The sequence below is a fragment of the Cloacibacillus sp. genome, from assembly GCA_036655895.1.
Taxonomy (GTDB): Bacteria; Synergistota; Synergistia; order Synergistales; family Synergistaceae; genus JAVVPF01.
On the sequence record JAVVPF010000002.1, the window covers coordinates 28,080 to 40,786 of the forward strand.

Annotated in this window: 14 protein-coding genes; 12 read left to right on the forward strand and 2 right to left on the reverse strand. The window is 56.4% G+C overall.

Going from position 1 to position 12,707, the window contains the following annotated elements:
* The first annotated feature begins 279 nt into the window (after window positions 1-279).
* From thrC to RRY12_01155, 9 genes are all read left to right on the forward strand, one after another.
* Window positions 280-1,320 carry a threonine synthase gene (gene thrC / locus RRY12_01115; GenBank protein ID MEG2183262.1) on the forward strand — a complete coding sequence of 347 codons (1,041 nt, stop codon included), beginning with the start codon at window positions 280-282 and terminating at the stop codon, window positions 1,318-1,320.
* A complete protein-coding gene (thrB, locus tag RRY12_01120) occupies window positions 1,317-2,279 on the forward strand; it encodes a homoserine kinase (GenBank protein ID MEG2183263.1) in 963 nt (320 codons plus the stop codon). Before thrC ends, thrB begins: the two co-directional genes overlap by 4 nt.
* On the forward strand, window positions 2,276-3,511 hold the full coding sequence (locus RRY12_01125) for an aspartate kinase (GenBank protein MEG2183264.1): 1,236 nt from the start codon (window positions 2,276-2,278) through the stop codon (window positions 3,509-3,511). Before thrB ends, RRY12_01125 begins: the two co-directional genes overlap by 4 nt.
* The gene (locus RRY12_01130) at window positions 3,511-4,512 is read left to right on the forward strand and encodes an aspartate-semialdehyde dehydrogenase (protein MEG2183265.1); all 1,002 of its coding nucleotides are present in this window, start codon (window positions 3,511-3,513) and stop codon (window positions 4,510-4,512) included. Before RRY12_01125 ends, RRY12_01130 begins: the two co-directional genes overlap by 1 nt.
* A gap of 130 nt (window positions 4,513-4,642) precedes the next feature.
* Complete coding sequence (locus tag RRY12_01135; GenBank protein MEG2183266.1) at window positions 4,643-5,422, forward strand: Nif3-like dinuclear metal center hexameric protein; 780 nt, start codon at window positions 4,643-4,645, stop codon at window positions 5,420-5,422.
* A gap of 54 nt (window positions 5,423-5,476) precedes the next feature.
* The gene (gene trpS, locus RRY12_01140; protein ID MEG2183267.1) at window positions 5,477-6,472 is read left to right on the forward strand and encodes a tryptophan--tRNA ligase; all 996 of its coding nucleotides are present in this window, start codon (window positions 5,477-5,479) and stop codon (window positions 6,470-6,472) included.
* A gap of 9 nt (window positions 6,473-6,481) precedes the next feature.
* Complete coding sequence (locus RRY12_01145) at window positions 6,482-7,270, forward strand: segregation/condensation protein A (GenBank protein ID MEG2183268.1); 789 nt, start codon at window positions 6,482-6,484, stop codon at window positions 7,268-7,270.
* Complete coding sequence (gene scpB, locus RRY12_01150; protein MEG2183269.1) at window positions 7,257-7,871, forward strand: SMC-Scp complex subunit ScpB; 615 nt, start codon at window positions 7,257-7,259, stop codon at window positions 7,869-7,871. Before RRY12_01145 ends, scpB begins: the two co-directional genes overlap by 14 nt.
* Window positions 7,864-8,595, forward strand: a complete 732-nt coding sequence (locus RRY12_01155; GenBank protein MEG2183270.1) for a pseudouridine synthase — start codon at window positions 7,864-7,866, stop codon at window positions 8,593-8,595. Before scpB ends, RRY12_01155 begins: the two co-directional genes overlap by 8 nt.
* A gap of 24 nt (window positions 8,596-8,619) precedes the next feature.
* On the opposite strand, the gene RRY12_01160 is transcribed toward RRY12_01155, so the two are convergent.
* A complete protein-coding gene (locus RRY12_01160) occupies window positions 8,620-9,297 on the reverse strand; it encodes an ATP-binding protein (GenBank protein MEG2183271.1) in 678 nt (225 codons plus the stop codon).
* Window positions 9,298-9,450: 153 nt separating this feature from the next.
* Here RRY12_01160 and RRY12_01165 point away from each other — a divergent pair, with 153 nt between their 5' ends.
* From RRY12_01165 to RRY12_01175, 3 genes are read left to right on the forward strand one after another with little or no spacing between them, the layout of a single operon-like run.
* Entirely contained in the window at window positions 9,451-10,134 is a 684-nt protein-coding gene (locus RRY12_01165; GenBank protein MEG2183272.1) for a response regulator transcription factor, read from the forward strand.
* 44 nt (window positions 10,135-10,178) lie between these two features.
* A complete protein-coding gene (locus RRY12_01170; protein ID MEG2183273.1) occupies window positions 10,179-11,270 on the forward strand; it encodes a lysylphosphatidylglycerol synthase transmembrane domain-containing protein in 1,092 nt (363 codons plus the stop codon).
* Window positions 11,248-11,832, forward strand: coding sequence for an isoprenylcysteine carboxylmethyltransferase family protein (locus tag RRY12_01175; GenBank protein ID MEG2183274.1), 585 nt, complete (start codon window positions 11,248-11,250; stop codon window positions 11,830-11,832). The genes RRY12_01170 and RRY12_01175 overlap by 23 nt, the downstream gene beginning before the upstream one ends.
* On the opposite strand, the gene RRY12_01180 is transcribed toward RRY12_01175, so the two are convergent.
* Window positions 11,829-12,701, reverse strand: coding sequence for an MBL fold metallo-hydrolase (locus RRY12_01180; protein MEG2183275.1), 873 nt, complete (start codon window positions 12,699-12,701; stop codon window positions 11,829-11,831). The two genes, RRY12_01175 and RRY12_01180, sit on opposite strands and share 4 nt — an antisense overlap.
* Between the last annotated feature and the right edge of the window lie 6 nt (window positions 12,702-12,707).

Here is a 12,707-nt window from a genome sequence, read left to right on the forward strand (position 1 = left end):
CGCTATGAAGGGGATAGTAAGGTTCATCTTCTTAACAGAGAGAGGCTTGTCACGCTGCAAGGGCCTTTAAGAGATGAGCGCCGAAGACCACCCCAGAGCGGACGCCGAATCGCGGCAACAGGTCGCGGGTAAGGCGTATGGGTGCGCCCAGCACAGCGCAAAGAGGGCCGTCATCGTGCGGCCGAAACGGAGTGGAACCGCGTCGTTGTTTATAATGCCGCCTCCTGTACAGAGTTGTACAGGGGCGGCTTTTTTAATAATCTAAAAGGAGGAATAATTATGGGAGTAATCGAAAGGTACCGCGAACTTTTGCCTGTTACGGACAAGACGCCGGCCATCACGCTGGGCGAGGGATCGACGCCGCTGGTGCGTCTTGGCGGCCTCAGCGAAATGCTCGAGATAGAGCTTTACGCGAAGCTCGAAGGCTGTAACCCGTCCGGGTCGTTTAAAGACAGGGGCATGGTAATGGCCGTCGCCAAGGCGCTTGAGGGCGGAGCGTCCGCTCTTGTCTGCGCCTCTACGGGAAACACCTCCGCATCCGCCGCGGCTTACGCCGCCGCCGCTTCTGTGCCGTGCTTTGTTCTGCTGCCCGCGGGCAAGGTGGCTCTTGGAAAGCTCGCGCAGGCTCTAATGTATGGCGCGAAGGTGATTGCGGTCAACGGAAATTTTGACAAGGCTCTTGAAATGGCGCGCGAAGCGGCTGAAAAGGAGGGTTATGCCATCGTGAACTCCGTCAACCCGTACCGGCTATGGGGCCAAAGAAGCGGCGCGTGGGAGATATGCGAAGCTCTAGGCAAAGCGCCAGATCTGCACGCGATACCTGTGGGCAACGCGGGAAACATCAGCGCCTACTGGGCCGGATACAAACAATATAACGAGCTTGGAAAAATAGAAAATATGCCGCGCATGATGGGCTTTCAGGCATCGGGAGCCGCGCCGCTGGTCACAGGAAAGCCGTGCCCCGCGCCTGAGACGGTCGCCACGGCGATACGCATCGGAAACCCCGTGAGCGCGCATCTTGCAAAGGATGCCGTGGCAGAATCGCACGGCGAATTCAACTCTGTGACGGATGAAGAGATACTTGCCGCGCAGCTTATTCTTTCGTCTAAGGGCGGCATCTTTGCTGAGCCTGCGTCGTGCGCGCCGCTTGCCGGGCTTATCAAGCTGAAAAAAGAGGGAAAGCTCGCGCGCGGCCTGACGGCCGTCATGATACTCACAGGCAACGGTCTCAAGGATCCGGATACGGCGATGTCGCAGGTGGGCCGTCCCGTTGAGATAGGCGACAATATCGAAGAACTGCTCGAGGTGATGAAAAGTTGAAGCCGCTCATTTCTCTGCGCGTTCCCGCAACCAGCGCGAACCTCGGCTCGGGTTTTGACACGATAGGAATGGCGGTCTCGCTTTATAACATTTTTAAGGTGACGGAGCTGCTGCCGGCAGGAGAGTTCAAGGTAGAGGCGCACGGCGAAGGCGCGCGCGAGCTGTCGTCAGCAAAGGCGAACCTCGTCGTCCAGTCCTATGAGCGCACCTGCGAGCGCTGGAATGTAAAAGGGCCGGGATTTTCTTTGTGGTGCCACAACATAATCCCGTTGTGCCGCGGGCTTGGAAGCTCGGCCGGAGCCGTGGTGGCCGGCGTGCTGATAGCAAAACACTTAACCGGCTTCAACGCGGACGAGGACGAACTTCTGCGCGCAATGACGGTCATTGAGGGCCACCCCGACAACGTCGCTCCCTGTTTTCTGGGGGGGATGGTCGTAAGCTGCTGGGACGGCCGCGACCTGCGCTATGTAAACCTTCCAGCTCTGCCGCCCGAGGTGCTCTGCGTAGCTGCCGTGCCGGACGCTCGCGTAAAAACTTCAGACGCGCGCAGAGCGCTTCCCAAAGAGGTGCCCTTTGAAGACGCGGTCTTCAACGTCGGGCGCGCGGCTCTTCTTACAGCGGCGTGGGCGACGGGCCGATGGGACTATCTAAAATGGGGTATGGACGATAAACTGCACCAGCAGTACAGAAGCAAACTTTTCTCCGGCGGCGAGGTGATATTCTCGCGTGTGGAAGAGCTGCCGGAATGTCTCAGCGTCGCGATAAGCGGCTCCGGCCCGAGCGTCATTGCGCTCGTAAAAGGCCCCGCGCAGCGCGTGGCGGAGGCTATGTGCCGCACCTTCACCGAATACGGCGTGCGTTCGCAGTATTTCGTACTGGACGGGAGCGCGCAGGGCGCGAGAGTGGACCTTTCGATGGAGCTTTCCGATGAACTTAAAAAAATTGGAGGCGGAAAATGATGGAATGGGAAAAATTGCCCCTTACCGTACTTAAATTCGGCGGCAGCTCCGTCGCGGATTCGGAACGTATGCTGCATGTTGCGAAACTGGTGAAAAAATTTCGCGACGAGGGCAGCCGCGTCGCCGTTGTCGTCTCCGCGATGGGCAACATGACGGACGATCTCCTTGCGCTGGCAAGCGACGTGGCGACGGAAAAAGACGGCCGCGAGCTGGATCAGCTGCTTGCCACCGGCGAACAGCAGAGCGTGGCTCTGCTTGCTCTCGCGCTGAAGCAGTTTGGGCTGCCCGCGCAGTCTTTCACCGCGCAGCAGGCTGGCATCCGCGCGCAGGGCTTCCCGATGGAGGGGCGCATCTATAGGATAGAGCCGGCCGCGGTCGAAAAGGTGCTAAACGAAGGCGCAGTAGCCGTGATCACGGGATTTCAGGCGATAACGGACGCGGGCGACGTCATAACGCTTGGCAGGGGCGGCTCCGACCTTTCGGCGGTGGCTCTTGCCGCCTCGCTTGGCGCTTCGTCCTGCCGGCTCTTGAAGGACGTGGCCGGGATATACACCGGCGACCCGAGAGTCGTAAAAAAACCGCGCAAACTTAGCTATATGGGTTTTGACGAGTGCATGGAACTTGCCGTTCAGGGTGCGGGAGTGCTGCAGGCGCGCAGCGTCGAGATGGCGGCGCGCTACAACATCCCGCTTTACGTCGGTTCCAGCTTTGTAGAAGAGGAGGGTACATGGGTTATGAGCAATCCCGTAACGGAAGGGTTAATCGTAAAGGCTGTAGTGCATGACCTTAAGGTCGCAAAAGTAGTGCTTCTTGGGGTGCCGGACATTCCAGGGGTTGCTGCGCGGCTCTTCGCCGAGCTTGCCGACAACGGCGTCGGTGCAGAGATGATAATACAGAACAACATGAGCGGCGGCGTCAACGACATCGGATTTCTCGTCAAAAAGACGCATCTTGAAGCGGCAAGCCAGGTTTGCCGCAAGATATGCCGCGACATAGACGCGCAGGGAGTATCTTTCGACACCGAGATAGCGCGCGTTTCGATAGTCGGCGCCGGCATCGCGAACCATCCCGAAGTGCCGTCGAAGATGTTCTCGATACTGGCCGAGGCCGGCATCAACATAGACATGATAGCCTCCACCTCGCTAGCCGTCACCTGCATCGTCGGCAGCTCTCGAGCTGAGGACGCTGTGCGCGAGCTGCACGACCATTTCATAGACGAGGCGGCGTTCTGATGGACGGCAAGAGAGTAGCGGTACTGGGCGCCACTGGGCTTGTAGGGCGCGAGATGCTCTTTACGCTGGAGCAGAGAAATTTTCCCGTATCTGAACTCATACCTCTTGCCTCGCCGCGGTCGGCGGGCAAAACGATAAAATTTCGCGGCCGCGATGTGACTGTACGCGCCGTAACGGAAGACTCGTTCAAAGGAGTGGACATCGCCATCTTCTCGGCGGGCGGCAAGGCCTCAAGAGAATGGGCGCCGGTCGCGGCCGGCGCCGGCGCGGTCGTCATCGACAACAGCTCCGCGTGGCGCATGGACCCGGACGTGCCGCTCGTCGTGCCCGAGATAAACCCGCAGGACATCGCGCTTGCGAAAAAGGGCATCATAGCGAACCCAAACTGTTCTACGATACAGGCGGTGGTTGCGCTTTACCCGCTGCATCTGGCGGCCGGGCTGAAATATATAAACGTCAGCACCTACCAGTCCGTCGCGGGCACAGGCAAGGCGGCAATAGAATCGCTGCGCGACGGAGCGAAGGCTTCGATAAAGGGTGAAAACTACCATGACGAAGTCTACCCTCACAGCATCGCCTTCAACCTGCTGCCGCAAATAGGCCCGTTTGACGACGAGGGCATCTCCGAAGAGGAATGGAAGATGGTCAACGAATCGCGTAAGATAATGCACCTGCCAAATCTGCGCGTAAGCGGCATCACCGTCCGTGTTCCCGTATTTCGCGGGCACGGCGAGAGCGTGACGGCGCAGTTTGAGCGCCCCATCACGCCGGAAGCCGCGCGCGAGATATTAAAAAAGGCGCAGGGCGTAGTCGTCCGTGACGATCCCAAAAACGCGGAATATCCTATGCCGGTCGACGTGGCGGGCCGCGACGAGGTCTGCGTGGGGCGCATCCGCCGCGACACAGGGCTTGACGGCGCGCTCGCCATGTGGGTCGTAGGCGACAACCTTCGCAAGGGCGCGGCGCTCAACGCGGTGCAGATAGCGGAGAAATTGCTGTAACTTTTTTCTTTGACAAAAAATCATAAATAAAAAATTCAAAGGCCGCGGTTTTCTTCGGCCTTTGGATTTTTTTGACGTCATCATTATGCTGGTATAAAATATACGGATATGTTGAGAATGAGGTGCGGCCGTGAAGCTTTCTGAAATTATGGAAAAAATAGAAAAAAGAATGCCCAAACGCTGGGCCGAGGAATGGGACAACCCAGGGCTTCAGGCGGGCAGCGCGGATAGCAACGTGCGGAAGATAGCGCTTGCGCTCGACGCCTCCGACGCGGCCGTTCACGAAGCGGCGACTGCCGGTTGTCAGCTTCTTTTTACGCATCACCCGATACTTTTTCGTCCGATCAGATCTGTCACCGACGAAAACTACGCAGGGCGCGCCGTGACCGCCGCTATACGTGAGGGCGTAGCCATCTACGCCGCTCATACCAACTGGGATTCGTCCCCCGAAGGCGTCAACTTTACCCTTGCGTCGCTTCTTTGCCTTAAAAATTTATCTCCTCTTGCGCCAAGCGCGGGCGGCGCATGGGGAATGGGCGCCGTGGGCGATTTTGACGCGCCTGTAGACCTTAAAAAACTAGCTGCGCTTTTAAAAGAACGATGGCGGCTTTCCAACTTTACTCTCTACGGAGACCCGCGGCGTGAAATAAAGCGCGCGGCCATAGGCGGCGGCGCCTGCCAGGAATTTTGGCGCGAAGCAAAAGCCTTGGGCGCTGACGTATTCATCACGGCGGACCTCTCCTACCATTTTAGGGAAGAGGCGGCGTCTGCTGGGCTTCTTCTTGCGGCCTGCGACCACGGCGAGATGGAAAGAGCGTCGCTTGCTTCGCTTCGCGGCATAATAGAAAACGAGACCGGTCTTCCAGTGGTTCTGCTAAACGAGCCGGGCATACCGTTCTTCCACGGATAGATTAAGCATACAAATAAAAATCCAACAGGTTTTTATATAGAAAGGATGTTTTTTATGGACGAGAGAAAGAGGATATTCAGCGGAATGAGGCCCACAGGGCGCCTGCATTACGGACACATGGCGGGAGCGCTCATAAACTGGGTGAAGCTGCAAAACGAATACAACTGCTTCTGGGGCATAGTCGACTGGCACGCGATGATGTCCGATTACGCTGACCCGAGCCATGTAAAAGAGAACTGCTACGAGATACTTCTTGACTGGCTCGCTGTCGGCGTCGATCCTGAAAAATCTTCGATATTCATCCAGTCGCACGTCAAACAGCATGCGGAGATACACTTGGCGCTCTCCATGATAACGCCTCTTGGCTGGCTCCAGCGCTGCCCGACCTATAAGGAACAGATACTGAACCTCAACAACAAAGACCTTTCAACATACGCGTTCCTGGGCTATCCCACTCTGATGGCGGGCGACATCGTGCTTTATAAATCATGGGGCGTGCCGGTCGGCGAGGATCAGAGCGCTCACCTTGAACTGACGCGCGAGATCGTGCGCCGTTTCAACGGCTTCTACGGCGACGTATTCCCAGAGCCGGAGACGCTCCTGACCCCTGTAGCAAAGATGCCGGGCACCGACGGCCGCAAGATGAGCAAATCCTACGGCAACTCGCTGCAGATAGCTGAAAATATGGACGAGATATGGGCGAAGGTGCGCACGATGATGACCGACCCCGCGCGCGAAAGAAAGACCGACCCCGGGACGCCGGAGAAGTGCCCCGTCTGGGACATCCATAAATTCTTCAACAAAGACGCGCAGGAGCTTTCAGAGCTGCACGAGGGCTGCACAAAGGGCGCCTTCGGCTGCGTCGAATGCAAGAAAAAGCTTATGGTGCACCTATCTGCGATGATGGACCCGATCCAGAAGCGCCGCGAAGAGCTTGCAAAACAGCCCGACTATCTGCGCTCGATACTTGAAGAGGGCGCAAAAAAGGCCCGCGTGGTCGCCGCCTCCACAATGGACGACGTATACAGCGCGATGAACCTCGTACATTAGGGGAACTTTGTGCCTGACGAAATAATCGCCGAAAACGCAGCAGGACAGAACGCGCCCGGATTTGAAGTCCGCTTGGGCAGCTTTTCCGGGCCGCTCGATTTACTGTGCCATCTTGTTGAGTCGCGCGAGCTTGACGCCGTGAAGCTGAACATCACAGAGCTCGTCTCGCAGTATATAAGCTTCCTCGTCACGGCGAAGGGCGCGACGCTCAACGAGCTGGCGGAATTTTTTACCTTCGCAAGCCGTTTGCTTTTGCGAAAGGTACATTCGCTTTTGCCCGGCGCCGAGCCGGAGGAGCTAGAGGAGCTTCCCGCGGACGACTACATCGAAAGCCCCGAGGAGCTGGCGGCCATCATCGCGCGCTACAAGCCGTACAGGGCCGCGGCGCGCCGCCTTGCGGCCGCTAAGGAAAACAGAGAAAAATATTTCGTCCGCGTCATAGACGAAGAGGACAACTATTACTACGACATCGGAGACCTTGAAACGCTCGCCGCAAAATGGTGGGAGACGCTCGCACGCTACGAAGAGCGCACTCAGGCCGATAGATACGAGAGCGAAGAGATGATCTGGGACGAGATACCGGACGCGATGCCGGAGGAACGTCAGATAGAAGAGCGTATGAACGAGCTTCTTTCAGTCGTGCGCGGGCGCAGGCAGACGCTTGGCGAGCTGCTTTCCGACAGAAACCCAAAGACGCTAATAGTGACGCTGCTCGCGCTGCTTGAGATGTCGCGGCTTGGCCTCGTCCACATAATACAGACAGAGACGCTGGGAGGCGTGGAAATTGCAGCCTACTGATGAAAATGGAAGTTTAGGGCTTTTGGAGCGGCAGATAGAGGCGCTGCTTTTCGTCTCGCCTCAGCCGGTCTCCACTGAAACGTTGGCCGACCATCTGGGCATCTCCGCTGAACGCGCTGAAAAGGCGATAGCCGCGCTGAAACGCTGCTACGCTGCGGGGCGCGGACTTGCCATAATAAACGCCGGCGGCTGGCAGATGACGACGGCGCCCGACCTTGCGGACGCGGTGGAGAGCTTTTCGTCATACCTTTCAATGCAGCGCGTGCGGCTGAGCCGTGCTGCGCTTGAAACACTCTCCGTCATCGCCTACAATCAGCCCATCACGATGGCGGAGATAGAAGAGATACGTTCCGTGCGCTGCGACCGCGTCGTGGAGACGCTACTGAAAAACGGCCTCATAGACCGTCCCAGGCGCGAAAACCGTAAAAAGACGCAGCGCCGCTACAGAACGACGAGCAAATTTCTTGAAATATTCGGCCTCGCGTCAATAAGCGCGCTCCCCACACTGGAAGAGCTGCGCGAGGAGTACGCCGACGAAGAGGCCGCCGATACGCCGGAGGATCCGGCCGAAGAGCCTATGGAGGCAATGACAGATGAGTGAAGATAGCATCCGTTTAAACAGGTATCTTGCGATGTGCGGTGCGGGCGCGCGCCGCAAAGTAGAAGAATTTATAACTGCGGGAAGAGTGACCATAAACGGCCAAACCGTCACAGAACCGGGGCGTCAGGTATGCGAGAACGACGCGGTGACGCTTGACGGACGTCCCGTAAGCCCGGTGGAGGAGACATACCTCATCTTCAACAAGCCGGCCGGCATCCTCTCCGCTGTGGAAGATTCGCGCGAGCGCACCGTCATAGACATTCTGCCGCCCGCTATGGACAGGCTGAGGCTATTTCCCGTAGGCAGGCTTGACCGTGACAGCGAGGGGCTGCTCATCCTCACCAACGACGGAATGTTCTCGCAAGAGCTGATACATCCGAGCAACGGATTTACAAAGACCTATGACGTTGAGCTGCGCAAGCCGCTTGACGAGCCAAAGCTCATCCAGTGGGCGAAGGGCGTAGAGGCGGAGGGGCATTTTTTAAAGCCGATCTCCGTGAGACGGCTTGCAAAAAGCCCGATGCAGTGCTGCTTCGAGGTGGTGCTGGGCGAGGGGATAAAGCGCGAGATACGCCTCATGGCGCGCGCTCTTGACAACGACGTGCGGAGCCTGCGCAGAAGAAAGATTGGCAAGCTTACGCTGAAAGAGCTGGAGCCGGGAAAATTCGTCTCCGTCAGCCGCGACGAACTGTGGAGCTACATAAAAGAGGGGCGCACGGTCTAGCAAAAAGCGCCGTGCGCCGCGGCCTTATTCGTTCAGCATCCCTTCGGGCCAGCTTTCGTTTGTTCTCATGTTTTGCAGCGCATGCACGATGTTGCTTTTGAACTCGGGCACCTCAGCTTCAAGCGCCGCTACTATTTCCTTTGTGCTTTTTCTCTTCGACTTGTCGCCGAACGGGCAGCAGGCGCTTATGACCGGCAGCGAAAGCCGCGTCGCCTCAAGCGCTATGAGCCTTTCTTCGACGTAGACTAAGGGGCGTATGACGCGCATCTTTGTGCGGCTCATAAAAAGGTGCGGGTGAAAGCATTTGAAGCGTCCGCCGTAGAGCAGGTTCATCAAAACAGTCTCCGCGGCGTCGTCCTTGTGATGGCCGAGCGCGATGACGCCGCAGCCGAGCGCCGCCGCCTGATTTGCCAGTATGCCACGCCTCATGTTCGCGCAAAGGCTGCAAGGCGAGCGTTCCTCCCGCTCCTTCATTATCTGATAGGTCGGGTGCATGACGACGGTCACGGGAATATCAAGCGCCTCCATGTAGGAAAAAAGCTTTTCTGGCTCCATTGCGCCGTTTGACTGATCTATGAGGCAGGCCTGCAAAGTAAAATCTACAGGGCTGCGTTTTTTCAGGGCGGCAAGCGCAAGCGAGAGCAGAAGGCTGTCCTTTCCGCCGGAAAGGCCTATAAGTATTCTGTCGCCGGCCCTTATCATGCTATAATCCCTTATAGCTTCCCCGGCGAAGCGGGATATTTTTTTAGACAGGGGATATGTTTCCATAAAATCGTGTTTCAGGCAAAAGGCCTCCTTTTTAGCTCTGATACATTTAATATCCTATCATATTGAATAGGCGGAAGATACGACGTAATGAAAAAAAATCAGATCATTCTGGCCGGAACGAACTTACTTTTTTCGGACGCGCTCCGGCTGGTTTTAGAAAACGACGGAAATTATACAGTAACTGTAGACAGCGCCTCCGAAACAGAGGCGGTAAAAAATTTATCGGCCGCTAGGCCTGACGTCATGGTACTCTATCAGCCGCAGCCGGCGCTAGGATTGATAGAGGCTCTTCGCGAGGCTGGACGCCGCGCAAAGGACATCCACGTACTTTTTATAGTTAAAGAGGCCACGGGCGATCTGCTGGCCTTTGCCGGAGAAAGCTCAAGCGTCGGCATCATGGACGAGAGCTCCTGCATGAAAGATTTCATGCAGGCTGTGCGCGCCATCGCGCGCGGCGAGCGCTATATCAGCCGCGCCGTGCTGTCGTCGGCCGGCGTCTGCGCCGAACGCAAAAGAGAGGACGATCCTTTGACCGAGGTGACGCCGCGCGAACGCGAGGTGCTCTATTGGCTCTCGCACGGCCTGACCAACAAAGAGATATCAGAGCGCATGATACTCTCTGAAAAAACTATAAAGAACCACGTGAGCCATATTTTAAAAAAATTGGAGCTGGCGGACAGGACTAAGGCCGCCGCGCTTGCGTGGCGCGAGGGATTGCCGCAGATTTCCGAGGAATTCTTTTCGCTTCGTGCACAGGCGATGTTAAAATAGGCGGTGTATGATAATATAGTTCTGTTTGACAGGGGAGGCATACTTTGACCGTCCAGAAGAGTTTTTCAATCTTTGTAATAATAGTGATGGCCTCGATTGCCGGCGTTCTATTTTTCAGTATAGACGCCTCTACTTTCGCCATGCTGAAACACGCGGACCCAGTGCTGCTTGCCTGCGCGGCGGGCCTTGTTGCGGTCGGATGGGTGCTGGATGCCTGCAAATTTATGGTGCTGGCCCGAGCTGCGGGAGAAAAACTTTCATTTAAATGCACAATAGAGGTCGTCTGGATAAATTATTTCGGCTGCGCAATCACTCCGATGCAAAGCGGCGGAGGCCCGTTTCAGATATACCTTCTTTACAAAAACGGCGTTTCAGTGGGCAAATCTGTGGCTATAACTCTCGTGCGCACTTTACAGATACTCTTTTTGCTGGCGCTTGTCGTTCCGTTCTCACTTTTAGCCGATCCCGAGATACTAAAAAAATATATCTACATGCGGTGGTATGTCTGCTACGTGGTCGTCTTTATCGGCATAAGCGCCTTTATGATGGTGGTCAGCGTCATAAGGCCCCAGTGGATAAAGCACTGGACGAACGCGGTGCTCGTCTGGGTCAAACGGCTCGGCGTGCTGAAGCCCAAATATCTGCTGATGGCGGTGCGGTGGGTCAATAAAGAGGTCGACGCCTACAACACGAACATTAAGTTATTCATCTCCACCGGCAAATGGTGGTTCATCTTTTCCATGTTCCTCGCCGCGGCGCATCTGTTCGTCTATATGTCGATCATGCCGTGCCTGATATTGGCCGCGGGTTTTCCAGTCAACTATACGCAGTGTATGCTCGCTGAATCGCTGCTCTTGTTTATGCTCTATTTCGTCCCAACCCCGGGCGCAAGCGGCGCCGCCGAGGGCGGAGCCGTCGCGGTATTCAGGCTCTTCGTCCCGTGGAGCGTTTCCGGCGTCATGGCGGTGACGTGGAGGCTGCTTTCGGAATATACCGGCATCGCGCTCGGCGCGTACATTATTGTCAAGATGCTTGGCTGGGGCGGAGCGAACAAGGTGATGAAGCACGAGGAGACTGTTATAGAAAATACAGAAAAGGCAGAAGAAGCTGAATATGAAAATAAGCAAAAAAGTTAGTTCGCTCGCGTTTAAGGGACGAGGCCTGTTTTGGGGATTTTTCGCGGCGGGGATATTGATCTTTCCCGGCCATTTTAATATTATCAGGTTCATCTGTGGGATCATTCTGGTGCTTTTAGGACAGCTGCTTCGCTTCTGGGCCGCCGGCTTCATTCCGAAATACCGTACCGAAACTATAGGTGCGCCAGTTCTCATCACATGGGGGCCGTACGCCTATGTCAGAAATCCTCTTTACGCCGGAAACGCTCTGATGGGGCTCGGCTGGTCGCTCATGGTGAGCTGGGGCTGGGTCGGCGCCTTCGCCGCGGCTTTTTTCCTGCTCTATTCGCTGATCGTCATCCCGGCGGAGGAATCTTTTCTTGGTGAAAAGTTCGGAAGCTCGTACACCGAGTACAAAAGCAAAGTGCCCGCGCTCTTTCCGATTTTGGGCGCGCCCCTTCGCGCTGCAAACCAGAACGCGCGCCCGTTTGACGCAGCTCAGGCATGGGCCGAGGAGATATATTCCATCCGCGTCAACATCGTCGTCACGGTAATTATTTTTATACGTCTTTTTCTGCTTTAAAGCATCATAAATTTGTCTGCGACCGGCTTGGTTATTTTTCTGTATATAGCCAGGCTGTCCAAGTCAACTATCATCCCGTCCTCTCCCGGGACGACCTTCGTCTGCGGCGTGTCGAGGTCCCGCAGATATTTTTCCCCTTCCGGCGAGGTCATCATGGCGCCTAGGTGAGAGAGCGTCGCCGTCTTTGGATGGAGCGTCGTCAGCAGCCCGCGCAGCTCTTCGATGGACATGTGGTCGAGGCGCAGTTTTCTGTTGGGGAAGGTGACGTTTATCGAAAGATACGAACAGTCCTCGTATCTCTTTGAAAAGCTCGGCAGTAGCCGCGTGTCGCTGATAAGGCCCCACTCCGGCAGTCCCGGGCCGCGAAAGACGTACCCGAAACAATCGACGCCGTGATGGAAGTGCGCCACAGGCTCCGCCGTGACGCCGCGGCCAAGCTCTATTCTCATTCCGTCTTCCGCTGTGGCCGTGCTGTGCGCCTTCGCCTGAGAATATTTCAGCACGACCGGGTCGCTGCCGTGCATTGCGTCCTGCGGCGCCACTAGCAGCCCTCGGTCTTCAAAGCCGCCCTGCGTCATACATTCTATCAGCACATTGGCGTCCGTGCTGTGGTCTATATGTTTATGCGTCAGCATCACAACGTCTATCGCGGCGCTGTCAAGCGCGGGCTGCGCCGCGCAGATTTGCGCGAGGCTGCCGGGGCCTGGGTCGACGACGCAGTTTATGCCGCCGTAGCGAAACCATATCCCTCCGGTGCTTCGCGCCTGCTTTATCATCGAGAAGCGGCCGCCGCTCGTACCGAGATACCTTAAAAAGTTCTCAGGATAGGAAAAGTCCGCCGCGTTATCGTGTTTTTTATCATCATTCATGAGCTG

Bases quoted from the DNA above. Each gene is read 5' to 3' on its own strand.
- thrC (MEG2183262.1), top strand. From the start codon at position 280: ATGGGAGTAATCGAAAGGTACCGCGAACTTTTGCCTGTTACGGACAAG.
- RRY12_01125 (MEG2183264.1), top strand. From the start codon at position 2,276: ATGATGGAATGGGAAAAATTGCCCCTTACCGTACTTAAATTCGGCGGC.
- RRY12_01130 (MEG2183265.1), top strand. From the start codon at position 3,511: ATGGACGGCAAGAGAGTAGCGGTACTGGGCGCCACTGGGCTTGTAGGG.
- trpS (MEG2183267.1), top strand. From the start codon at position 5,477: ATGGACGAGAGAAAGAGGATATTCAGCGGAATGAGGCCCACAGGGCGC.
- RRY12_01155 (MEG2183270.1), top strand. From the start codon at position 7,864: ATGAGTGAAGATAGCATCCGTTTAAACAGGTATCTTGCGATGTGCGGT.
- RRY12_01160 (MEG2183271.1), bottom strand. From the start codon at position 9,297: ATGATAAGGGCCGGCGACAGAATACTTATAGGCCTTTCCGGCGGAAAG.
- RRY12_01165 (MEG2183272.1), top strand. From the start codon at position 9,451: ATGAAAAAAAATCAGATCATTCTGGCCGGAACGAACTTACTTTTTTCG.
- RRY12_01175 (MEG2183274.1), top strand. From the start codon at position 11,248: ATGAAAATAAGCAAAAAAGTTAGTTCGCTCGCGTTTAAGGGACGAGGC.
- RRY12_01180 (MEG2183275.1), bottom strand. From the start codon at position 12,701: ATGAATGATGATAAAAAACACGATAACGCGGCGGACTTTTCCTATCCT.